Origin of the sequence: Pseudomonas aylmerensis (assembly GCF_001702265.1) — a bacterium.
Classification (GTDB): Bacteria; Pseudomonadota; Gammaproteobacteria; order Pseudomonadales; family Pseudomonadaceae; genus Aquipseudomonas; species Aquipseudomonas aylmerensis.
This window is the reverse complement of record NZ_MAUE01000029.1, coordinates 136,715-159,533: the sequence shown is the minus strand read 5'-3', so window position 1 is coordinate 159,533 and position 22,819 is coordinate 136,715. Positions and strand designations below refer to the sequence as shown.

The window sequence follows — 22,819 nt, the reverse complement described above, 5'->3', positions numbered from 1 at the left end:
GACAGGCGCAACACCCCTTCCCATCCCCCCGTCGGAGCGTGCACCTGATGGCTCATTTTCTACTGCGCAAATTGCTGATGCTGCTGGCGACCCTGCTGTCGGTATCGCTGATTGTGTTCCTGGCGCTGGAACTGAATATCGAGGACGTGGCAATCAACGTCCTCGGCCCCTACTCCGCCGCCGACCAGCGCGCCGCGTGGCTGCTGGAACAGGGCTATAACCAGCCGTTCGCGTGGCGTTACCTGGTGTGGTTGAAGGATTTCGTCAGCGGCGACTGGGGCACTTCGGTGTACTTTCGCGAATCGGTGCTCAAGCTGCTGCTGCCCAACCTCTGGCAAACCCTGACCCTGGCCGGGCTGGCCTTGCTGGTGATGGTGCCGGTGGCGCTGACCCTGGGCGTCCTCGCGGGGATCCGCCAGGGCTCGCCGGTCGACCGGCTGGTGTCGTTCCTGTCGATCGTCACCACCTCGATCCCGGACTTCGCCAGCGCCGTATTCGTCTCGGCGATCTTTGTGTTCTGGCTCAACTGGCTGCCCGGTGTCAGCAGCATGAGTGACGGCTTCAGCGCCGTCGAACTGGTGCTGCCGCTGATGGTGCTGTGCCTGTTCGGCATCGGCTACCTGGCGCGTATCACCCGCGCGTCGATGGTCGAGGTGATGCAGGCGCCGTACATCCGCACCGCGCGCCTCAAAGGTGCCTCCACTGCACGCATCGTGCTGCGCCATGCGCTGCGCAATGTGCTGATCGCGCCGGTCACGGTGATCATGCTGTACATCCCCTGGCTGCTGTCGAACGTGATCGTGGTGGAAGTATTTTTCGCCTACAAGGGCTTCGGCTCGCTGCTCTATACCGCTTCGCTCAACCATGACGTCTACCTGATCGAAGCCTGCGCGATGATCAGCGGCGTGGTGGTGGGCATCAGCAAGATCTTCTCGGACCTCGCCTACACCTGGCTCAACCCGCGCATCACCCTGCGCAGTCTCGGCGGAGGCCGCCCATGAACCTGCTCAAATCCTTCAAGCATCCGCTGGCGCTGCTCGGCCTGCTGCTGGTCGGCGGCTGGGTGCTGATCGCCCTGTGCGCGCCGTGGCTGGCGCCGCATGATCCGCTGGAAAGCTTCACGCCACTGCTGACCCCGCTGACTGCCAGCGATGGCGGCGCGCGGTTCCTGCTGGGCACCGACATGATTGGCCGCGACATTCTCTCGCGGCTGATCTGGGGCACGCGCACCGTGCTGTTCTGGTCGATCCTCGCCACTCTCACCGCGTTTGCCGTGGGCATCGCCATGGGCCTGTGCGCCGGTTACTTCAATGGCTGGGTGGACGCGGTGCTGTCGTATGTGGCCGACACCGTGCTGTCGTTCCCGGTGCTGGTACTGTACATCGTGATCATCATCGCCCTCGGCGCTTCGGCGCTGAACATTCTGATTGCCGTGACCTTCACCAGCGCGCCGGCGATCTTTCGCATCATGCGCGCGCTGACCATCGACATCCGCTCGCGCGACTACGTGCTCAGCGCCATCACCCAGGGCGAAGGCTCGCTGCGGATCATGCTGGTGGAAATCCTGCCCAACTGCGGCGGGCCGCTGATCGTCGATTTCTGCCTGCGCATTGGCTACACCGCGATCATGATCGGCGCCCTCGGGTTCCTCGGCCTCGGCCTGCCGCCACCGACCCCGGACTGGGGCGGCATGATCAATGACGGCCGCGCCATGGCCATTTCCTTCCCGCACCTGGTGATCTTCCCCTGCATCGCCATCTCCACCCTGATGCTCGGCCTGAGCCTGCTCGCCGACGGGCTGGATGAACACGCGCAGCAAGGCGCAAGGAGTTGAGCATGAGCAGCCAGCAAACTGTATTGCGGGTCGACAACCTGTCCGTCGAACTGCCCAAGGGCGCCGACCGCAGCCACGCCGTGCAAGGCATCAGCCTGGACGTGCGCAAGGGCGAAATCCTCTGTGTGATCGGCGAGTCGGGCTCGGGCAAGTCCGTGCTGTCGGCGGCGATCATGGGCGATTACGCCAAGGGCCTGCGGCATGCCGGTGGGGTCATCGACTTCCTCGGCGAGGATATCTGCCGCCTCGACGACGCGCGCCTGCGGGCATTGCGCGGCAACCGCATTGCGATGATTTTCCAGGAGCCGATGGCCGCACTCAACCCGGCGATTCGCATCGGCAAGCAAGTCGAAGAGATCTTCGACATTCATGCGCCGCACATGCCCGCCGCCGAGCGCCGCGAACGCATGCTTGCGCTGTTGGCATCCACGCAACTGCCGGACCCGCCGCGCATCGCCAACAGCTTCCCGCACCAGTTGTCCGGAGGGCAATGCCAGCGCGTGGTGATTGCCATGGCCCTGGCGATGAACCCGGACCTGTTGATCGCCGACGAACCCACCACCGCCCTCGACGTGACCACCCAGGCCCAAGTACTGAAGCTGGTGCGCGACCTGCGTGGGCGCGGGCAGCACGGCATCCTGTTTATCACCCACGACTTTGGCGTGGTGGCGCAGATTGCCGACCGCATCGCGGTGATGGAAGGTGGCCGCCTGGTGGAAATCGGCGCACGCGACCAGGTACTGAATGCGCCGGCTCATGCCTACACCCGCAAGCTGATTGCGGCGGTGCCGGCGCTGCACCCCGAACTGCATGTGCCGAGCGAGGACGGCGAAATGGCCTTGCGCATCGAGCACCTGACCAAGACCTACACGGTCGGCGGCAGCTCGGTGGCGGCGCTGCGCGATGTGTCGCTGAACCTGCCGCGCGGCAAGACGCTGGCGATTGTCGGCGAATCCGGCTCGGGCAAAAGCACGCTGGTCAAGGCCGCGATCCGCCTGGTGGACAGCGACAGTGGCCATGTGTGGGTCGGCGACACCGACTTCCTGGCCCTGCGCGGCGCGGCTTTGGCCGCCAATCGCCGGCGTATCCAGATGATTTTCCAGGACCCGTATGGCTCGCTCAATCCCCGCCACCGTGTCGGCGACATCATCGCGCGCGCCGCGCAATTGCGGGGACTGTCGGCCAAGGATGCCTGGGCCGAAGCCGGCGACCTGCTCGAGCAGGTGGGCCTCAAGCGCGATGCCCTGCAGCGCAAGCCTCGGCAGTTCTCCGGCGGCCAGCGCCAGCGCATCGGCATTGCCCGCGCCCTGGCGATGCGCCCGGAGGTGCTGATCGCCGATGAAAGCGTGTCGGCGCTGGATGTGTCGGTGCAAAAGCAGGTACTGGAATTGCTCGCCACACTGCAGCAGCAGTTGAACCTGAGCATACTGTTCATCACCCACGACCTGCGCGTGGCGGCGCAGATCAGCGACCACATCGCGGTGATGCGCCAGGGCGAGGTGGTCGAGTACGGCACCGCCGAACAGGTGCTGCTGCGCCCGCAGAACGCCTACACCCAGGCATTGCTCGCCGCTGCTCCCGGCGCGTCGCAATTGCCGGCGGCCGGGCCGCCGCTAAGGCTGATCCGCCCCGTCGCGCACTGAGTTGAAACCTTTTCCCCGCGTCGCAGCGTTCGCTGCGGCAACGGGCTGCTGTTGCCAAAAATAACTAAAAACGAGAGTAAAACCATGCGACCAACGATGCGCTACTTCACCCTTATCCCTGTGCTCGGCGCCCTCGCGGCGCCGGCCATGGCCGTGCAAGTCACCGATAACCTCGACCTCGGCGGCGCCATCCGGGCACGCTGGGACTATGACCCGGACCGCGACATCCAGAAGTTCGGCCTCGACACCGTGTACCTCAGCGCCAAGTACAACTCCGACAGCTGGATCGGCGAAGCGCAGTACCGGTTCTACGGGCGCTCGTACCCCTACCAGTACACCAAGAACTACGGCGATATCCAGTTCGCCAAGTTCGCCTGGGTCGGCTACAAGTTCAACCCCGAGCAACAGGTGCAAGTCGGCCTCAACACCGTGCCGTTCGGGCTGCAGCCGTACTTCGGCAGCACCTTTTATGAAACCCTGGGCAACGTGATCGGCCTGGAAGACGTGCAGCAGGTCGGCGCCAAGTACGTGCAGCAGACCGGCGACTGGAACGTCCAGGCCGGCTACTACCTGCGTCCGGCCTGGCAAGGCAAAGGCACCAGCAAGGGCGTGACCTATTCCAGCGTGGTCTCCGGCGCCGACAGCTACGTCGCCGACGGCAGCGACAACCAGGAACGCAACACCGTGGTGCTGCGCGTGGCCAAGGCCCTCGACCTGGGCGGCTGGAAGTCCGAAGTCGGCGTGTCCGGCCTGACCTCCACCCTGGAAAACAAAGACACCGGCAACGACGGCCGCCGCAACGCAGTAGCCGTCCACTACCTGGGCAAGAACGGCCCGTGGGGCCTGCAGCTGCAGGCAGCGCGCCAACAAATGTCACCGCGCAACCCGGGCACTGACAGCGTGGTCACGTTGGGCGGTTATGACGGCACCTTCAACGTGGCCAGCCGGGGCAATTTGTATGTGGCGGACCTGAGTTATGACGTCGGCGGCAAGTACCTGTTCGACCAGGTCAGTGGGGTGAAGCTGTATGCCAACTACAGTGCGTTCGATAAATCCGAGGATCAGTTCAAGACCTCGCAGCGGGTGATTCTGGGGACGTCGTTTTCGGTCAGCAAGTTGTGGGTGGCGACGGAATGGTTGATCGGCAAGAACGATCCGTACATTGGTGGGAGCAGCTATACCCAGAGCTTGGGGGCTGGGGGTAGTAACCAATGGGAAAATCAGCTGTACATGAACATTGGGTATTACTTCTAATAGGCGGCGTCATTACTGACGCCTTCGCGAGCAAGCCCGCTCCCACATTTGATCGGCGCCGCGGTCCAACTGTGGGAGCGGGCTTGCCCGCGAAGAGGCCGCCAAAAACACTATAAAAACAACCGGTGTGGAATCCATTTCATGCGCCAACTGCCCTCCCTCAACATGCTCCGCGTCTTCGAAGAAGTCGCCCGCCACCGCAGCTTCAGCCAGGCCGCCGTCGGCCTCAACGTGACCCAAGGGGCGGTCAGCCGGCAGATCAAGCAGTTGGAGGACTACCTCGGTGTCGCTCTGTTCATCCGCACGCCGCAAGGCCTGGCCCTGACCGAAGCCGGCTTCGCCCTCTCGCCGCACCTGAGTGACGCCTTCGACCATATCGAGCGAGCCCTGCAGGCCGTGCGCGTGCCCAACCTGCGCCAGCGCCTGCGCATCGTCGCGCCGCCGACCTGGGCCACGCGCTGGCTGTCCGCGCACTTGCGGCGCTTTTGCGAGCGCTACCCGGACATCAACCTCAGCGTCACCCATCAAAACAGTCACGCAAGCCTGGCGGAAATCGACTGCCAGATCCGCTTCGGCCTGGAACCGGCGCTGCATTGCAGCAGTGAATTGCTGGTGATGGAACGCCACATCGCCGTAGCCAGCCCGGAGCTGTTCATCGACGGCCAGCCGCCCGACCTGCGCCGCGCCCCGCTCCTGCATATCCTGCACGACGGCAAACGCTTGAAGGTCTGGGAGAACTGGCTGGCGGCCATGGGCCGGGAGGACATCGATGCGGACCAGGGCCTGGAATTCAGCACCCTCGACCAGGTGATTCACACCGCGCTGGCAGGCGGTGGACTGGCGGTGATCGACCGGCAGATGATCGAGCGGGAGTTGGCCAATGGCAGCCTGCTGCCGATCACCCCCGTGGAGGTGATCGGCCCGTATGGCTATTGGCTGGATGTGGCGCCGGACAAGCTGGGCTTATCCAAGGTTCGGCTGTTTACGCAGTGGCTGGGCCAGGTCAGCAATCCCTGATGGCACGGGCGCCTCGGCCTTGCACGCCTGGCTCAAGGTCAACGCCTTGGTTTCCGGCGCCCAGGCCCAGGAGATGAGCGCGCCCAGCACCAGGATCGCCGAGAGAATGCCCATGGTCGGGCTCAAGCCGATGCCGGCCACGCTCACCGGCAGCAGGAAGGTACTGACCGCCGAGCCCAGGCGGCTCACCGCCGTCGCCAGGCCAATGCCGCTGGCACGCACTTCGGTGGGGAAGCTTTCTGCCGGGAACACCCCGACCAGGTTGCTCACCGCCGACAACACCAGGGTGAACACGCCGAAGGTCAGCACCATCAGCCAGGCCATGCTGCCCGGCAACACTGCGAGCAGGAACAGCGCGACGGCGAGGATGATGAACGAGTTGATCAGGAAGCCCCGGCGCGAGAACTTCACCGTGCACCAGATGCCGATCAGCGCACCGACAATCAGCAGCAGGTTGAGCAGCAGTTCGGTGCCAAAGCCCTGGGACAGGCCCATCTTCTGCAGGATCGACGGCAGGAACGTGTAGATCGCAAAGTACGGCATCACGATGCACACAAAGAACAGGCAGTTGAACGCCGTGCGCTTGCGGTATTCACGGCTGAACAGGACACCGTAGCCCGAGCGGGTCGGCGTCGACGGTTCTTCATCGAGGACCACGTGTTCGCCGAGGTGCTTCTTGACGATGGCGCGGGCTTCGGCGATGCGCCCACGGTTGATCAGCCAGCGCGGTGATTCCGGGGTGCCGATACGCGCGATCAGGATCAGCCCGGCGGGAATCGCCGAGGACGCCAGCATCCAGCGCCAGGCATCGTCACCCAGGCTGAGCATGGCCGTGCCGACAAAGGTTGCGGCCACGTAGCCGAAGGTCCAGATCACACTGAATGAGCCCAGCAGCACGCCGCGATGTTTCTTCGGCGAGAACTCCGCCAGCATGGCATGGCCGACACTGAAATCACCGCCCAGGCCAATGCCGATGAGGATGCGGCACAACAACAGGCCCATGGCCGTTTCGGCATAGAACTGCATGACCGAGGCGACAGTGATCAACACAAAGCTGACCAGGAAGATTTTCTGCCGGCCGAGGCTGTCGGAGATCCAACCGAAAAACAGGCTGCCGAGGAACAGCCCGATCAGCGCCGAGGCGCCGATCAAGCCTTGCCACAAGGCGTCGAGTTGCATCTGTGGGCTGAGCAGGGTGAAAGCGATACCGATCAGGCCGAGGATGTAGCCATCGGTGAAGTGCGCGCCGAAAGTCAGGCCAGCGATCTTCAGGTGAAAGCGGCCGATCGGCAGGTCGTCGATATTGACGGGTTGGGCGGTCATGGTGTTCTCCCTATTGTTGTTTTTGATGGAGTAACGGTGGGCGTGCGCCTTGTGGTTGCTCTGTGTAGGCGCTGGCTTGCCTGCGAGCGGTGGATCGGTCGAAGCATGGGTAGCTGGCGTCCCGCTGTCGCAGGCAAGCCAGCTCCCACAGTCGACCTCTGCTGTTTGCAGACCTGGGTTCTACAGCCCGCCCATCAACAGGTATTTGATCTCCAGGTAATCATCCAGGCCGTACTTGGAGCCTTCGCGGCCCAGGCCGGATTCCTTGATGCCGCCAAACGGCGCGACTTCGGTGGAGATGATCCCTTCATTGATGCCGACCATGCCCGCCTCCAGGCCTTCGGCCATGCGCCACACGCGGCCAATGTCGCGGCTGTAGAAATAGGCCGACAAGCCGAACGGCGTGTCATTGGCGCGCTGCAGTACCTCGGCTTCATCGCTGAAGCGGAAGCACGCCGCCACCGGGCCGAAGGTTTCTTCCTGGGCGATCAGCATCTCGCCGTGGGCTTCGGTGAGGATGGTCGGCTCGAAGAAGGTGCCGCCCAGCGCATGGCGCCGGCCGCCGCACAACAGCTTGGCGCCCTTTTCCAAGGCGTCGCCCACGTGGGCTTCAACCTTGGCCAGCGCGGCGGCGTTGATCAGCGGGCCTTGCTCGGTGTCGCCGTCCAGGGCGCTGCCGACGCGCATGGCCTTGACCGCCTCGGCGAGTTTGGTGGTGAACGCGTCATACACGCCGTCCTGGATAAAGAAGCGGTTGACGCACACACAGGTCTGCCCGGTATTGCGGAACTTGGACGCCATCGCGCCTTTGACGGCGGCGTCGAGGTCGGCGTCGTCGAACACAATGAACGGCGCGTTGCCGCCCAGTTCCAGCGAGACTTTTTTCAGCGTGTCCGCCGCCTGGCGCATGAGCAGTTTGCCGGTGCGCGTCGAGCCGGTGAACGACAGCTTGCGCACCACGCTGGAGGCCTGCAGCGCGCCGCCGATGGCCACGGCGTCACCGGAGACAATATTGAACACACCGGCCGGAATGCCGGCCTGCTCGGCAAGGACCGCCAGCGCGAAGGCCGACAGCGGGGTTTCTTCCGAGGGCTTGAGGATCATCGTGCAGCCCGCCGCCAGTGCCGGGCCGACCTTGCGGGTGACCATCGCCAGGGGGAAATTCCACGGCGTGATCGCCGCGACCACGCCGATGGCTTCCTTGGTCACGATGATACGGGCATCGGCCTTGTGGCTCGGAATCACGTCGCCATAGGCGCGCTTGGCCTCTTCGCCAAACCACTCCAGGAAGCTCGCGGCGTAGACCACTTCGCCCATGGCTTCGGCGAGGGGCTTGCCCTGCTCCAGGCTGAGCAACTGCGCGAGGTCTTTCTGATGGCTGAGCATCAGCTCGCTCCAGCGCTTGAGACGCTGGCTGCGCTCCTTGGCCGTGAGCGTGCGCCAGGCCGGCAACGCGCGGTGGGCGGCGGCGATGGCCAGGTCGGTGTGCTCAGCCCCGGCGCGTTGTACGTCGGCGATCAGCGCGCCATTCGCCGGGTTGAGCACCGGGTAGGTCGGGCCACCGCTGGACCATTGGCCATCGATGTAGTTGCCAGTACGGATCAGCGGGTTCATGCCACGGCCTCGATCAGGTTGAAACGGTCCAGGCCCGGACGGGCCGCACGCAGGATGCGCTTGCCGGCGGTGTAATCGTTGATCACATCGCACGGTGTGTAGTTGCGTTCCAGCTCATGCAGTTCTTCGGCATCCAATTGGGTGTCGAGGGCGGCCAGCGCGCTGTCGAACTGCGCGGTGGTGTCGGCGCCGACCAGCATCACGTCGACACCTGGATGGTTGGCGACCCACGCCTGGGCGATCTGCGCGTTGGACACGCCACGGGCACGTGCCACGCGCTGCACCGAATGGGCGATATCGAACGAGGTTTGGTCGCTGTACATCTGCTGGGTGAAGAAGTCGGTCTGGTTGCGGGTCGATTGCACCTCGCCGGTGAGCAAGCCGCGCGCCAGCGGGCTGAACACCGAGACACCGAGGCCCTGGTCGCGGCAGAACGGGATCATCTCGCGCTCTTCCTCGCGGTAGGCGCAGTTCAGTTGCAGCTGCATGTTGATTGGCTTGACCCAGCCATTGCGTTCGCAAGCCAGGAGAATTTTCGCCAGCTGGCCGGTGAGCATGGTCGACACGCCGATGTAGCGCGCCTTGCCGGAGCGCACGATGTCATTGAGGGCGCTCATGGTTTCTTCGACCGGGGTGTTCACGTCGAAGTAATGCAGCATGAACACGTCGACGTAATCCATGCCCAGGCGACTGAGGGATGCGTCGATGCTGTCCATGATGTGCTTGCGCGAATGGCCGCTGGCGTTGATGCCGCTGCGGGTGCCGTAGCCGACCTTGGTGGTGACCACGATCTCGTCACGCCGGGCGACGCGCTTGAGGATGCGCCCTACCACTTCCTCGCCGACACCGGCGGAATAGAAGTCGGCCAGGTCGATGAAATTGACGCCGTTGGCCAGGGCGTGGGCGACGATCGGCTCGCTTTGCTTCTCGTCGAAGATCCACGGTTTCCAGTCCGGGGTGCCCATGTTCATGGTGCCCAGGCACAGGCGCGAGACTTGCAGGCCGGAGTTGCCCAAACGAATGTATTGCATGGGGATGTCCTCAGGCTTTAGGCGTGTAGAAAGGGTTGCTGATCTGGTTGACCACGTCCGCCAGTTGCGCGGTGTACGGCGTGCCGGTTAGGGCGGCGCGGATCGCGGTGCGGCAGGCGTTGTAGTTGTTCAGGTAGACGGCATCAAGGTCGTCGCAGGCCGGGTTGACCCAGTTGGCGGTGACGATGGCCCACTCGTCTTCGGCCTCGGCCGGCAAGGTGCCGTCCAGCAACGCTTCGAGCACGGCCTTGGCGATACCGGCCTGGGACGCGCCCCAGGTGGCGTTGCCGTGCAGGTCGCTGCCGATCGCGGCCTTGTTGACGTAGAGGGTCATGGGCTTGACCGGGATGTTCGGCTGGGCGATCACCATGAACGGGCAATGCCCTTGGCTGGGAGACGCCAGGCTGTTGGCGAACGCCTGGCCGGCCGGGCCGTTGCGCGGGCCGATCAGGATATTGATGTGGGCCGCGTTGACGCCCGGGCCTTCAAAGCCTTCGCCGATGTACAGATCCAGTGTTTTCATTTCGCAAACGCTCTTTGTTGTTATGGGGAGCTGGTTGGCGATTTTTTAGCACTGGCGCTGAGGGCGGGCGTAACCATTAAAAGTCATGGGGCTGTGAGTTTTTCTCATGCCCCCGGGAAAGCACGCTCCATCTTGATGATCTCGATGCAAACCGGGCTGTTGCCACGGCTGAAGGTGCCCTCGCCAATCTTGCGAAAGCCGCTCGCGGCATAGAATTTTTCGGCGGTGAGGGTCGCCTCCAGATACGCCTTGGCATGACCGGCGGCTTCGATGCGCGCCAGCGCTTCGCGGAGCAGGCTAGCCCCTACGCCCTGCCCGGCGGCCTGGCCACGGACAAACAGTTTGCTGACTTCGTGGCCATCGATTTCCACGAACCCCTGGATCACGTCCGTGCAGGCCAGCCACACATTGCCGGCGACGATTGCCTCGCGGTACGTCTCGGGCGAGCGGCCATCCAGCCACATGCTGATCTGGGTGGGGCCGTAATCGGCGTGGCAGAGGCTTTCGACGGAGTCTTTATGCACGTGGAAAATGCCTTCGGCGTCTTCCAGACAGGCGGCGCGGATCAATAAATGGCTCATTCCCTTGAGGTCCTGCTTCGGGTCAATAATGCCGGTCTTTATAGCTGACCCACGTCACGCCAGCCACTCAAGAGCGTACATCTTGTGCGTTGACCATCTTTGTTACACACCATATAGTGTGCCCACAAACAGAACAGACCACTACATAGTGTGCAGAATCGATATTTACCGACCACACTACGCGCAGTATTTCAATGCCTAGTAGCCTGCAAATTACATATTTTTGGACGGGTTCACACGCCGTCAGAACAGACCAGGAAGGAGTATTTCAATGCTGAGTTGGGATGAAGTCGACAACGAAGACACCGGTGCAGCGGTGATCAAGGGCGCCAACGCCGGCCACGCCAGTGAAGCCAACATGGACCGCCTGGATGGCGCAGGCGCCGCCGCCGCGCTGGAAGCGCGCAACGTGACGGCCAACGACTCCGCCGCGATCATCCGCGCCAAGGCCGCCCTCGACAAACTCGACGTCGCCGAAGGCCTCGCCGAGCTGGAAGGCTCCGCCGCCCGCGTCGCCGTTGACGAAAAGCGCATGATCAACTGCCGCGCCGACCTCAACCAACTCGTGCCCTTCAAGTACGACTGGGCCTGGCAGAAGTACCTCGACGGCTGCGCCAACCACTGGATGCCGCAAGAGGTCAACATGACCGCCGACATCGCCCTGTGGAAAAACCCCGAAGGCCTGACCGACGACGAACGTCGCATCGTCATGCGCAACCTGGGCTTCTTCTCCACCGCCGACTCGCTGGTTGCCAACAACCTGGTCCTGGCCGTGTACCGCCTGATCACCAACCCGGAGTGCCGCCAGTACATCCTGCGCCAGGCCTTCGAAGAAGCGATCCACACCCACGCCTACCAATACTGCATCGAATCGCTGGCCATGGATGAAGGCGAAATCTTCAACATGTACCACGAGATCCCATCGGTCGCGAAAAAAGCCGCCTGGGGCCTGAAATACACCCGTTCGATCTCCGATCCGAAGTTCGAAACCGGCACCGTCGAGACTGACAAGGAGCTGCTGCGCAACCTGGTCGCCTACTACTGCGTCCTGGAAGGCATCTTCTTCTACTGCGGCTTCACCCAGATCCTGTCGATGGGCCGTCGCAATAAAATGACCGGCGTCGCCGAGCAGTTCCAGTACATCCTGCGCGACGAGTCGATGCACCTGAACTTCGGTATCGATGTGATCAACCAGATCAAAATCGAAAACCCACACTTGTGGGATGCCGAGATGAAGGAAGAAGCGACCCAGATGATCCTGCAAGGGACTCAGCTGGAGATCGAATACGCGCGTGACACCATGCCGCGCGGCGTGCTGGGCATGAACGCCGCGATGATGGAGGACTACCTCAAGTTCATCGCTAACCGTCGCCTGTCGCAGATTGGCTTGAAGGAAGAATATCCAGGCACGACTAACCCGTTCCCGTGGATGAGCGAGATCATGGACTTGAAGAAAGAGAAGAACTTCTTTGAGACCCGCGTGATCGAGTACCAGACTGGCGGTGCGTTGAGCTGGGACTGATTGATCTTGTGGACGCTATCGCCGGCAAGCCGGCGATAGCGCCCTGAAGACCGCCATCGCTCTTCAGTTGGAAACCTGCTCCAGGAAGATCAGCTTCAACGGCTCGCTGAGCAGCTCATCCGCCGTCGCGGCAAACCGCTGAAAGTATGGCGTCGCAAAATGCGCATCGAGTGCCGCCTGGTCCTTGAACGCTTCACGCATGTAGAACGTGCCGGGTTCGTCCCGCAGTTCATACAGCACATAGTCAAGGTTGCCGGGTTCTGTGCGCGTAGGCTCCACCAGCGCCAACAAGCCTTCCTTGAGCGCCTGTTGTTTGCCTGGCTTGGCCTTGAGGACTGCGATCGATACCAGCGGTTTGTTCATGACGGTAGCTCCGTTAGAGGGCGGACTTGCGGAGACGCTGCTCGCAACGGCAATCATCACTGCGCAGAGCCAGTATCCCAGGGGTTTGAGGGTGGGTTTCATGATCGGTACTCGGTGTGGAATGCGCCCATCTTTGCCCGCTCAGCCACAAAGAAAAACCGACAAAACGCGCTAACACTTTCATCACCAGATTGAAAATGAGCCCACGTTTTCTTGATTAGAAAAGCAGTCGCTATTTATGCCCAATCAAACCATCAAGACGCCCTGCGTCGGCCTGTGCTCTACCGTCTACGGTGACCTGGTCTGCCGGGGGTGCAAGCGTTATCACCATGAAGTCATCCAGTGGAATGGCTACAACGCCGATGAAAAGCAGGCGGTGTGGCTGCGCCTGGAACAGCTGTTGGTGCAGGTGATGACCAGTAAGCTCGAAGTGCTTGACCCGCAGCGCCTGCGCCAGCAGCTGGAAGACCGCAAGATTCGCTTCATGCCGCATCAGTCGCCGTATTGCTGGGCCTACCAGCTGATTGCGCGGGGTGCGCGGGTGATTTCCAAGCTGGATGCGTATGGCCTGGCGTTGCTGCCGGAGTTTCGCGAGCGCAGCCTGGCGGATTTGCGCGATGCGATTGACCGCGAGTTTTTCCTGCTGTCCGAGGCGCATTACGAGCGGTATATCGCCCCGGTTTTCTTGAAAGAAGCGTTTGGGCCGGCCCTGATCGCCACCCTCTGACCAACACCGCTGCCCCGTAGGAGCCCGGCCAGCCGGGCTCCTGCAGGTTCAGCGGGTCCAGGAAGCTTCGCGTTCCGCCTGCAGGCCGTACCGCTCAATCGCCTGCTGGCACACCTGCGGCTGCAGGCTCCCCTGCTCCACCAACGCCGTCAGCGCTGCCAGCACCAGGTGATGGCGGTCCACTTCAAAGAAATCGCGCAACGCCGCACGCGTATCACTGCGCCCGAAACCATCGGTGCCGAGCACGGTGTAGCGCGAGTCCAGGTACGAGCCAATCATCTGCGGCACTGCGCGCACGTAGTCAGACACCGCGATCACCGGCGCGCCGGTGGGCAGGCAATCCGCGAGGTGGCTGCTGCGTGCGGCTTCCTGCGGGTGCAGGCGGTTCCAGCGTTCCACTTCGCGCGCTTCACGCGCCAGTTCGCTGAAACTGGTCACGCTGAACACTTCGCTGGTCACCTGCCAATCGTCTGCCAGCAACTGCGCCGCAGCCTGCGCCTCACGCACCAGCGTGCCCGCACCGAGCAGGCGCACCTGGGCGCCGGCGGTGCCTTGCAGGCGATACAGGCCCTTGATGATCGCCGCTTCAACCCCTTCCGGCAGGCTTGGCTGCGGGTAGTTTTCGTTCATCAGGGTCACGTAGTAGAACTCGTCCACGTCGTGCTCCAGCATCTGGCGCATGCCGTGGTCGAGGATCACTGCAAATTCGCCGGCAAATGCCGGGTCATAGGCGCGGCAATTCGGCACGGTGGCGGCCGTGAGGTGGCTGCTGCCGTCCTGGTGCTGCAGGCCTTCGCCGCCGAGGGTGGTGCGCCCGGCAGTGGCGCCGAGCAGGAAACCGCGGGCGCGCTGGTCGGCGGCGGCCCAGATCAGGTCGCCCACGCGCTGGAAGCCGAACATCGAGTAATAGATGTAGAACGGCAACATGCGCAGGCCATGCACCGAGTAGCTGGTGGCCGCTGCGACCCAGGAGCTGATGGCGCTGGCTTCGCTGATGCCTTCCTCCAGGATCTGCCCGTCCGTGGCCTCGCGGTAGCTGAGTATCGAGCCGATGTCTTCCGGCTCGTAGCGCTGGCCGACGCTGGAATAGATGCCGATCTGCTTGAACAGGTTGGCCATGCCGAAGGTGCGCGCCTCATCCGCCACAATCGGCACGATGCGCGGGCCCAGCGCCTTGTCCTTGAGCAGCTGGGTGAGCATGCGCACGAAGGCCATGGTGGTGGACATTTCCTTGCCGTCGGCCGCCGTGGCGAAACCGGCATAGCCCGCCATGGGCGGGATGCTCACCGGCGCAGCAAGCTGGCTGCGGCTGGGCACATAACCGCCTAGGGCCTTGCGCCGCTGATGCAGATAACGCAATTCCAGGCTGTCGTCCTCGGGCTTGAAGAAGCTCAGCGACTCGGCCTGTTCATCACTCAGCGGCAACTGGAAGCGATTGCGAAAGGCGATCAGCGCCTCGCGATCAAGCTTCTTCTGCTGGTGCGTAGTCATCTTGCCCTGCCCCGCCTCGCCCATGCCGAAGCCCTTTTTGGTCTGGGCGAGGATCACCGTGGGCTTGCCCTTGACGCGGCGCGCGGCGTGGTAGGCGGCGTGGATCTTAACCATGTCGTGGCCGCCGCGCTTGAGACGGTCGATCTGTTCGTCGCTCATGCCCTCGACCAGCCTGGCCAAGGCCTCGCTCTGGCCAAAGAAGTGTTCGCGGTTGTAGGCACCGTCCTTGGCGGCGAAGGTCTGGAATTGCCCATCGACGGTGTTCGACAGCGTATCGACCAGCGAGCCGTCGGCGTCCTTGGCGAGCAAGGCATCCCAATCCGAACCCCAGACCAGCTTGATCACGTTCCAGCCGGCGCCGCCGAACAACGCCTCCAGTTCATCGATGATGCGCCCGTTGCCGCGCACCGGCCCGTCGAGACGCTGCAGGTTGCAGTTGACCACCCACGTCAGGTTATCCAGGCCTTCGCGCGCGGCCAGGGTCAGCGCGGACATGCTCTCCGGCTCGTCCATCTCACCGTCGCCGAACACGCCCCACACGTGGCGGTCGGTGGTGTCCTGCAAGCCGCGATGCTGCAGGTAGCGCATAAAGCGCGCCTGGAAAATCGAGCTGATCGGGCCAATGCCCATGGAGCCGGTGGGGAATTGCCAGAAGTCCGGCATCAACCACGGGTGCGGATAGCTGGAGAGCCCGCGCGCACCGGCTTTTGGCCCGCCGAGTTCCTGCCGATAGTGGGCCAGGTCGCCCTCGTCCAGGCGCCCCTCGAGAAACGCACGCGCATAGATGCCCGGCGCGGAATGCGGTTGGTAGAACACCAGGTCGCCGCCAAACCCATCGTTGCGGGCGCGAAAAAAGTGGTTGAAGCCCACTTCGAATAAATCCGCCGCACTGGCGTAGCTGGCGATGTGGCCGCCGAGTTCGCCATACGCCTGGTTGGCGCGCACCACCATGGCCAGCGCGTTCCAGCGCACCAGCGAGGCCAGGCGCTCTTCCGTCGCGAGGTCACCGGGGAACGCCGGCTGCTGCTCGACGCTGATGCTGTTGATGTAGGGCGTGCCGTGGCGCGGAGTCCAGTCGATGTGCGGCGCACTGGCGTCGCGGGCCAGCAGGTCGAGGATCTGGCGGGCGCGCTCGGGTCCGGCGTTGGCCACCAGCGAGGCCAGGGCATCGCGCCACTCGTCCTGCTCCAACTGATCCGTGGCTGTGTGATTGACTGCACTCGCGAAACCGTTCATGGGCACCTCCGGGCTTTTTTTCCAGTTTATGTGGGTACCGGAGGATTTTTTGCCTGTTATCAGGCGCAGATAGCAGAATTTTGAGCATGAATCACTGCCAATCCTGGTTTTACCAGCACGTTGTGCTCAGCCAACCCGCAAGCCCGCAAGTGTGTTTAAAATGCCGCCCGCTCAATGACTGACGTTTAACGATGACCCCAGACGCCCTCGCCACCCTGCACGCCCACCTGCTCACCGCCCTCGCCACTCCACCGAGTGAAACCCGGCGCCTGTTCCACGGCCGTGGCCGTTGCTGGCCGGGCCTGGAACAATTGACCGTGGACTGGCTGCAAGGCGTGCTGCTGGTCGCGCTGTTCAAGGAGCCCGAGGCCACGCACCTGCAGGCCTTGAAACACCTGCTGCAGGCTGAGTTCGGTACCCATGCCATTGCCCTGCAACACCGCTACCTGCCGCACAGCACCACCGAATGGCTGGCGGGCGACGCTGTCGACGAGAAGGTGATTACCGAAGGCGGCCTGCGCTACCTGATCGACCTGGGTAAAAAACAGAATAGCGGGCTGTTCCTCGACATGCGCTACGGGCGCAACTGGGTGCGCGAACAGGCCAAGGGCCAGCGCGTGCTCAACCTGTTTGCCTACACCTGCGGGTTTTCCGTGGCGGCCATCGAAGGCGGCGCCGACCATGTGGTGAACCTGGACATGGCGCGTGGCGCGCTCAGCCGTGGCCGCGACAACCATCGCCTGAATGGTCACGACCTGAGCAAGGTCAGCTTCCTGGGCCACGACCTGTTCAAGTCCTGGGCCAAGGTCACCAACAGCGGCCCTTATGACCTGGTGATCATCGACCCGCCGTCGTTCCAGAAAGGCAGCTTTTTGCTGACCAAGGACTACCAGCGCGTGCTGCGTCGCCTGCCGGACTTGCTGACGCCACAGGGCACGGTGCTGGCGTGCATGAACGACCCGGCCTTCGGCGAAGACTTCCTGATCGACGGCGTAACCCGCGAAGCACCGGGCCTGCGCTTTGTCGAGCGGCTGCAGAATCCGCCGGAATTTCCGGATATCGACCCACAAAGCGGCTTGAAAGCCCTGGTGTTCCGCCAGGGTTGATGCCGAAACGTCCTACGCTTGCTACGCTAAGCAATACACCGGGGTGGTGAACCTTATCCCCCCCTTCCCGGTCGATACCTGCATTCCCCGGCCAGACCCGACGGTGTCACACCGTCGGCTGCCCCGTTTCACCTTTTGGAGAACCGCCCGTGATATCGACCCTGCATGTAGCCAGACTCAAAGCCTGGGGCGCCCACGGCTTTACCGCCACCGGCGTGGTACTGGCCTTCCTGGCCACCCTGGCGCTGCTGGAAAACTCGCCCAAGGCCTGCCTGCTCTGGCTCGGCTTCGCGCTGGTAGTGGATGGCGTCGATGGTTCCCTGGCGCGACGGGTCAATGTCAGCACGGTGCTGCCCAGCTTCGACGGCTCGGTGCTGGACCTGGTGATCGATTACCTCACCTACGTGTTTATCCCGGCACTGTTTATCTACCGGTATATCGACCTGCCGGAATTTACTCACCTGTTCACGGTGTCGGTGATCCTGGTGTCGTCGCTGTTCTGCTTCTGCAACGTGAACATGAAGAGCAAGGACAACTACTTCGTCGGCTTCCCTGCCGCCTGGAACGTGGTGGCGCTGTGCGTGTACATCATCCAGCCGGAAGCCTGGGTGACTTTGCTGACGGTGATCGGCCTGGCACTGCTGACCGTGACCCCGATGAAGTTCCTGCACCCGTTCCGGGTCAAGCGGTTCATGCCGATCAACATCGCGGTGACCACTATCTGGCTGCTGTGCAGCTTTTTGATGGTGATGGATTACCCGAATACCAACCCGTGGACATTTGGGTTGTGGTCGTTGATGTCGGCGTACTTCCTCGGGATTTGTATCTGGCGTACGGCGCTGGAGTGGCTGGGCAACCACAAATAGCCGCGCCCACAACGTTCAATTACAGGGGCCGGCTTGTCGGCGATTGCGGTTCGTCAGCTCCAGAGAGAGTGGCTGATGTTGCGCTATCGCCGGCAAGCCGGCTCCTACATTTGGATCTGTGTACAGCAGGCAGGTAAGATGCAGGCCTTCGGTGTAGCCCCTTCGCTGCGCCCTTCCAAGAATAAGCCCTGCCATGCCCTTCGAACTCAGCGTTGACCTGACCACCCTCGCCATTCTCGCCGTCGTTGCCTTTATCGCCGGTTTCATCGACGCCATCGCCGGCGGTGGTGGCCTGCTGACCACCCCGGCACTGCTCACCGCCGGCATGCCGCCACACCTGGTGCTGGGCACCAACAAGCTCAGTTCCACCTTCGGCTCCGCCACCGCCAGTTTCACCTTTTACCGGCGCAAGCTGTTCCACCCGCGCCAGTGGGTGCATGCCATCGTCGGGACGTTGATCGGCGCCCTCACCGGTGCCGTGGTCGCGCACTACCTGCCCGCCGAAACCCTGAACAAGATGCTCCCGGTGATTGTGTTCGGCTGCGGCCTGTACCTGTTGTTCGGCGGCACGCCCAAGGCGCCGCTGGACGCCGATGCGCCGATCAAGAAGAAATGGCAATCCACCCAAGGCTTTGGCCTGGGCTTCTATGATGGCGTGGCCGGGCCCGGCACCGGGGCGTTCTGGACCGTCAGCACGATGCTGTTGCACCCCATCGACCTGGTGAAGGCCAGCGGCGTGGCGCGCAGCATGAACTTTGTCAGCAACGCGGCAGCGCTGTCGGTGTTTATCTTCAATGGCTCGGTGGACTGGATCGTCGGCCTGGCCATGGGCATCTCGGTGATGGGCGGCGCGTTTTTTGGCGCACGCAGCGCTATCAGCGGCGGCGCCAAATTCATTCGCCCGGTGTTTATCACCGTGGTGCTCGGGCTGACAGTGCGCCTAGCCTGGCAACACTGGTTCAGCGTGGCCTAGGCGCCGAGCCACATAGAGGTCGATCAGGTAACGCGCAATCGAACGTGACGCCGGCAGCGGCGGCAGGTCGTGGATGTTGAACCACTGCGCGTCCTCGATCTCGTCGGCCTGGGGCACGATATCGCCGCCGGCGTACTCGGCGTGGAACCCCAGCATCATCGAATGCGGGAACGGCCAGCACTGGCTGCCCTGGTACTCGATATTCTTGACCTCGACCTGCACTTCCTCGCGAACTTCGCGGATCAGGCAGTCTTCGGCCGACTCGCCCGGCTCGGCAAACCCTGCCAGCGTGCTGTAGACACCGGTCACAAAACGCGGCGAACGCGCCAGCAGGATTTCGTCGCCACGCGTCACCAGCACAATCATGCTCGGCGAGATCCGTGGATAGCTGCGCAGGTCGCAGGCCTGGCAAAACATCGCCCGTTCCCGTGGCACCTGGACCATCGCCTGGCCACAACTGCCGCAGAAACGGTGTTCGCGCGCCCAGGTACCGATCTGCGCGGCGTAACCGAGCACTTTGTACAGGGTGTGATCGCCTTGCAGCATGAAGCCGCGCAGGCCTTGCCAGCTGCAGTCGGGCACTTGCGCCGCCGCGTCGAGTTCCAGCAGGTACACCGGTTCGCCATCAAGGTGACCGATGCCGTGTTCGGCGAACACAGCGAGGTCCTGGCGCTTGAGCCATTCCCGGGGGAACAGCGGGCCGTTGGCATCATGCAAAAAGCCGTCGCGGCTGCGGGCGACGGCCCAGCCGCCGGGGGCGTCGTTGTCCAGCAGCGTTGTGGTAATCCAGCCTGGGGTCATGTCAGTCAATCCACGAATTCGGGTTTCTGCTTACTCATATGGGCCGCAATGGCCACGTGCAGGTCGTTGGATTGCAACATAGCCGAGTTCCAGGTGGCAACGTATTCCAGACCATCATTGACCGTATGGTCACGCATGTAGCTGATCATCGCCTTGGTGCCGGTCACCGCAATCGGCGACTTGGCGGCGATTTCATGCGCGATTTCGAAGACTCCGGCCAGCAGGCTGTCCTGATCGGCATACACCCGGTTGACCAGGCCGATGCTGCGCGCTTCCTCGGCGCCGAACTGGCGGCCGGTGTAGGCCAGCTCGCGCAACATGCCGTCGCCGATAATGCGCGGCAGGCGCTGCAGGGTGCCGACGTCGGCGGCCATGCCGATGTCGATTTCCTTGATCGAGAACTGCGCGCCCTCGGCGGCGTAACGCATGTCGCAGGCGCTGATCAGGTCGATGGCGCCGCCGATGCAGTAACCCTGGATCGCCGCCAATACCGGTTTGCGGCAGTTGTCGACGGCGTTGAATGAGGCTTGCAGCTCGAAGATCTTGCGGCGCAGCAAGCGTGCGTTGCGCCCCACATCCTTGCCGAATTCATTGGCGACCGAAGCCAGCATCATCAGGTCGATACCCGAGGAGAAATGTTTTCCCGCACCACTGAGCACCACCGCACGGACGGCGTCGGTGTCTTCGATCCATTGGAAAATGTCGATGATCTCGGTCCAGAACGCCGCGTTCATCGCGTTGATCTTTTCCGGGCGGTTGATCTGCACATGGGCAACGTTGCCGGTGAGTTCGACGACAAAAGCTTGGTATTCGGACATGGCAGTGATCCCTGACTGGCGAGTGATAAGGCCCGAACTATAACAAGGGTACGCCACGGCGCATCGGCCAAAACCGGGACTGGCAAAGGTAATGGAATGTTGTGAGGACGCGCTGCGTGCAGTGCCGATACATTTCATCCGTAAGGCCCGGTTTATCGGCTATACAATCAGGGCCACTGCCTGGAGCCGCCTATGCCGACCACGTTTCGCTCATCAATGATCCTGGCCCTGGTGGTCGTGCTGACCGGCATCGGTGCCGGCTTGGGCGGGATGCTCCTGGCGTTGCTGCTGCATGGCATCCAGCACCTGGCTTACGGCTACAGCCTCGACAGCCTGGTCAGCCATGCAACCTTTTTATCCGGCGTGACCGCTGCAGCGCCCGAACGGCGCCTGCTGGTGCTGGTGGTGTGCGGGCTGGTCGCGGGGCTGGGCTGGTGGACGCTTTATCGCTACGGCCGCCCGCTGGTGAGCATCCGGCAGGCGGTGTCCGAGAAGATGCCGATCATGCCGCCCAAGACCACCCTCGCCCACGCCTTGCTGCAGATCATCACCGTGGCCCTCGGCTCGCCGCTGGGGCGTGAAGTGGCGCCGCGTGAAGTCGGTGCGCTGGCGGCGACATGGTTGTCGCAGCGGGCGCGGCTGGAACCGCACATGCATCGCCTGATCGTCGCCTGCGGTGCAGGGGCCGGATTGGCGGCGGTGTACAACGTGCCATTGGGCGGCGCGGTGTTTGTGCTGGAAGTGCTGGTGGGCGCGTTCAGCTGGCCGGCGGCGATCATCGCCCTGGCCACCTCGGCGATTGGCGCGGCGGTGGCCTGGGTCGGGCTGGGTGCCGAATCGCAGTACGTGGTGCCACACTTTGTGCTGAGCCCGGCATTGATCGCCTGGGCGCTGGTATGCGGCCCGGTGTTCGGCGTGGCGGCGTATGGCTTCACCCGCCTGACCGGTGCGGCGCGGGCCAACGCCGCGCGCGGCTGGCGCTTGCCGGTGTGGTCATTGATCAACTTCACCCTGATCGGCGGCCTGGCGATGCTGCTGCCGCAAATCCTCGGCAATGGCAAAGGCCCGGCGCAACTGGGTTTCGACAATGAACTGACGATCGGCCTGGCGGCGCTGTTGCTGCTGGTCAAGGTGTTGATCACCACCAGCAGCCTGCGCGCCGGCGCCGAGGGTGGCCTGCTGACGCCGGGCCTGGCGAATGGCGCGCTGCTGGCGATCATCCTCGGTGGCGCCTGGAGCCTGGCCTGGCCCGGCGTGCCGCTGGGCGCGTTCGCGATCATCGGCGCCGCAGCGTTCCTGGCCGCGAGCATGAGCATGCCGCTGACCGCGATCGTGCTGGTGGCGGAATTCACCCGGATCGACCATGACTTCCTGGTGCCGATCATTCTGGCGGTAGTGGGCGCGGTGTGCGTGAGCAAACTGTGCCAGCGGTTCGGCTAAAAACCCTGCAAACCGCTGGATAAAAACCGCCTCAAGCGCCATCCTTTGCGCTTTAAGCCGCCCCATCAGCGGCGCTCGACGCTCAAGGAAATGCCATGCACGCCCAACCCCTCACCGCCGCCGATTTCGACTTCATCGAAGAGACCCTGCTCAAGTACGGCGACGACCACTCGGTGCTGAACCTGGCCGAACTCGACGGTTACTTCACCGCGCTGGTCTCCAGCCCAGCCCAGGTCGACGTGGCCGAGTGGTTCCCGGCGATATGGGGCGGGCAGAACCCGGAGTGGGACAACATGGACGAAGCACAAAGCTTCCTCGAACTGTGCGTGCGCCACCTCAACACCCTGGCCAGCCAACTGGCCACCGACGCCCGTGGCTTCAAGGCTCGCTTCGACGAAACCGAACACCAGGGCCAGAACGTCACCCTGGCCGAAGAATGGTGCTTTGGCTACATCCGCGGCGCGGCCATCGGCAACTGGCCGGAACTGCCGGCGGAACAAGCCGCACTGCTGGAAAAAATCTCCTGGTGCGCCGAACAGGACAACTTCGAATTACCCGCCGACCTCGACGTGCAAACACACCAGCAGCGCGTCAGCGAACTCGAACCCGCCGCACGCGCGCTGCATGACTACTGGTTGGCAAAACGATAAAAAGAT

21 protein-coding genes are annotated in these 22,819 nt (G+C 63.2%); 12 read left to right on the top strand and 9 right to left on the bottom strand.

Going from position 1 to position 22,819, the window contains the following annotated elements:
- Positions 1-47: 47 nt before the first annotated feature.
- From BBG20_RS20990 to BBG20_RS20970, 5 genes are all read left to right on the top strand, one after another.
- The gene (locus tag BBG20_RS20990; RefSeq protein WP_065906712.1) at positions 48-1,001 is read left to right on the top strand and encodes an ABC transporter permease; all 954 of its coding nucleotides are present in this window, start codon (positions 48-50) and stop codon (positions 999-1,001) included.
- Positions 998-1,834, top strand: a complete 837-nt coding sequence (locus BBG20_RS20985; protein WP_065906710.1) for an ABC transporter permease — start codon at positions 998-1,000, stop codon at positions 1,832-1,834. The genes BBG20_RS20990 and BBG20_RS20985 overlap by 4 nt, the downstream gene beginning before the upstream one ends.
- 2 nt (positions 1,835-1,836) lie before the next feature.
- Positions 1,837-3,477 carry a dipeptide ABC transporter ATP-binding protein gene (locus tag BBG20_RS20980; RefSeq protein ID WP_065906705.1) on the top strand — a complete coding sequence of 547 codons (1,641 nt, stop codon included), beginning with the start codon at positions 1,837-1,839 and terminating at the stop codon, positions 3,475-3,477.
- Between the two features lie 84 nt (positions 3,478-3,561).
- On the top strand, positions 3,562-4,731 hold the full coding sequence (locus BBG20_RS20975) for a hypothetical protein (protein WP_065906703.1): 1,170 nt from the start codon (positions 3,562-3,564) through the stop codon (positions 4,729-4,731).
- A 141-nt stretch (positions 4,732-4,872) separates the two neighbouring features.
- Entirely contained in the window at positions 4,873-5,748 is an 876-nt protein-coding gene (locus tag BBG20_RS20970; protein WP_065906701.1) for a LysR substrate-binding domain-containing protein, read from the top strand.
- On the opposite strand, the gene BBG20_RS20965 is transcribed toward BBG20_RS20970, so the two are convergent.
- The 5 genes from BBG20_RS20965 to BBG20_RS20945 form a co-directional block, all read right to left on the bottom strand.
- Positions 5,695-7,071, bottom strand: coding sequence for an MFS transporter (locus tag BBG20_RS20965; RefSeq protein WP_065906699.1), 1,377 nt, complete (start codon positions 7,069-7,071; stop codon positions 5,695-5,697). The two genes, BBG20_RS20970 and BBG20_RS20965, sit on opposite strands and share 54 nt — an antisense overlap.
- A 180-nt stretch (positions 7,072-7,251) precedes the next feature.
- Positions 7,252-8,685, bottom strand: a complete 1,434-nt coding sequence (locus tag BBG20_RS20960; RefSeq protein ID WP_065906697.1) for an NAD-dependent succinate-semialdehyde dehydrogenase — start codon at positions 8,683-8,685, stop codon at positions 7,252-7,254.
- The gene (locus tag BBG20_RS20955; protein WP_065906695.1) at positions 8,682-9,716 is read right to left on the bottom strand and encodes an aldo/keto reductase; all 1,035 of its coding nucleotides are present in this window, start codon (positions 9,714-9,716) and stop codon (positions 8,682-8,684) included. The genes BBG20_RS20960 and BBG20_RS20955 overlap by 4 nt, the downstream gene beginning before the upstream one ends.
- Positions 9,717-9,726: 10 nt before the next feature.
- Entirely contained in the window at positions 9,727-10,239 is a 513-nt protein-coding gene (gene fae, locus BBG20_RS20950) for a formaldehyde-activating enzyme (RefSeq protein ID WP_065906694.1), read from the bottom strand.
- 104 nt (positions 10,240-10,343) lie between these two features.
- Positions 10,344-10,820: a GNAT family N-acetyltransferase gene (locus BBG20_RS20945; protein ID WP_065906692.1), complete on the bottom strand. Its 477-nt coding sequence runs from the start codon at positions 10,818-10,820 to the stop codon at positions 10,344-10,346.
- 271 nt (positions 10,821-11,091) lie between these two features.
- Here BBG20_RS20945 and BBG20_RS20940 point away from each other — a divergent pair, with 271 nt between their 5' ends.
- The gene (locus BBG20_RS20940) at positions 11,092-12,342 is read left to right on the top strand and encodes a ribonucleotide-diphosphate reductase subunit beta (RefSeq protein WP_005788524.1); all 1,251 of its coding nucleotides are present in this window, start codon (positions 11,092-11,094) and stop codon (positions 12,340-12,342) included.
- Between the two features lie 63 nt (positions 12,343-12,405).
- Here BBG20_RS20940 and BBG20_RS20935 read toward each other — a convergent pair whose 3' ends face one another.
- The gene (locus BBG20_RS20935; protein ID WP_065906690.1) at positions 12,406-12,705 is read right to left on the bottom strand and encodes a putative quinol monooxygenase; all 300 of its coding nucleotides are present in this window, start codon (positions 12,703-12,705) and stop codon (positions 12,406-12,408) included.
- A gap of 238 nt (positions 12,706-12,943) precedes the next feature.
- On the opposite strand from BBG20_RS20935, the gene BBG20_RS20930 reads away from it, so the two are divergent.
- Positions 12,944-13,432 (top strand): DUF1289 domain-containing protein, encoded by a 489-nt coding sequence (locus BBG20_RS20930; protein ID WP_065906688.1) that lies wholly within the window; start codon positions 12,944-12,946, stop codon positions 13,430-13,432.
- A 48-nt stretch (positions 13,433-13,480) separates the two neighbouring features.
- Here the strand turns inward: BBG20_RS20930 and mdeB are convergent, their stop codons facing one another.
- Positions 13,481-16,159, bottom strand: a complete 2,679-nt coding sequence (mdeB, locus tag BBG20_RS20925) for an alpha-ketoglutarate dehydrogenase (RefSeq protein WP_065906685.1) — start codon at positions 16,157-16,159, stop codon at positions 13,481-13,483.
- A 191-nt stretch (positions 16,160-16,350) separates the two neighbouring features.
- On the opposite strand from mdeB, the gene BBG20_RS20920 reads away from it, so the two are divergent.
- The 3 genes from BBG20_RS20920 to BBG20_RS20910 all read left to right on the top strand — a co-directional run bounded on the left by BBG20_RS20920 (position 16,351) and on the right by BBG20_RS20910 (position 19,104).
- Positions 16,351-17,265, top strand: coding sequence for a class I SAM-dependent methyltransferase (locus tag BBG20_RS20920; RefSeq protein WP_065906684.1), 915 nt, complete (start codon positions 16,351-16,353; stop codon positions 17,263-17,265).
- A 149-nt stretch (positions 17,266-17,414) separates the two neighbouring features.
- Positions 17,415-18,131 carry a phosphatidylcholine synthase gene (gene pcsA, locus BBG20_RS20915; RefSeq protein WP_065906682.1) on the top strand — a complete coding sequence of 239 codons (717 nt, stop codon included), beginning with the start codon at positions 17,415-17,417 and terminating at the stop codon, positions 18,129-18,131.
- A 193-nt stretch (positions 18,132-18,324) separates the two neighbouring features.
- A complete protein-coding gene (locus BBG20_RS20910; RefSeq protein WP_065906679.1) occupies positions 18,325-19,104 on the top strand; it encodes a TSUP family transporter in 780 nt (259 codons plus the stop codon).
- Here BBG20_RS20910 and nudC read toward each other — a convergent pair.
- Together nudC and BBG20_RS20900 are read right to left on the bottom strand one after the other, a co-directional pair.
- Positions 19,072-19,905 carry an NAD(+) diphosphatase gene (gene nudC / locus BBG20_RS20905; RefSeq protein WP_065906678.1) on the bottom strand — a complete coding sequence of 278 codons (834 nt, stop codon included), beginning with the start codon at positions 19,903-19,905 and terminating at the stop codon, positions 19,072-19,074. The two genes, BBG20_RS20910 and nudC, sit on opposite strands and share 33 nt — an antisense overlap.
- Before the next feature lie 5 nt (positions 19,906-19,910).
- Positions 19,911-20,723, bottom strand: coding sequence for a crotonase/enoyl-CoA hydratase family protein (locus BBG20_RS20900; protein ID WP_065906677.1), 813 nt, complete (start codon positions 20,721-20,723; stop codon positions 19,911-19,913).
- Between the two features lie 192 nt (positions 20,724-20,915).
- Here BBG20_RS20900 and BBG20_RS20895 point away from each other — a divergent pair, with 192 nt between their 5' ends.
- Entirely contained in the window at positions 20,916-22,163 is a 1,248-nt protein-coding gene (locus tag BBG20_RS20895) for a chloride channel protein (RefSeq protein ID WP_065906676.1), read from the top strand.
- Positions 22,164-22,258: 95 nt separating this feature from the next.
- Positions 22,259-22,813 carry a UPF0149 family protein gene (locus BBG20_RS20890; protein WP_065906675.1) on the top strand — a complete coding sequence of 185 codons (555 nt, stop codon included), beginning with the start codon at positions 22,259-22,261 and terminating at the stop codon, positions 22,811-22,813.
- Positions 22,814-22,819 lie beyond the last annotated feature (6 nt).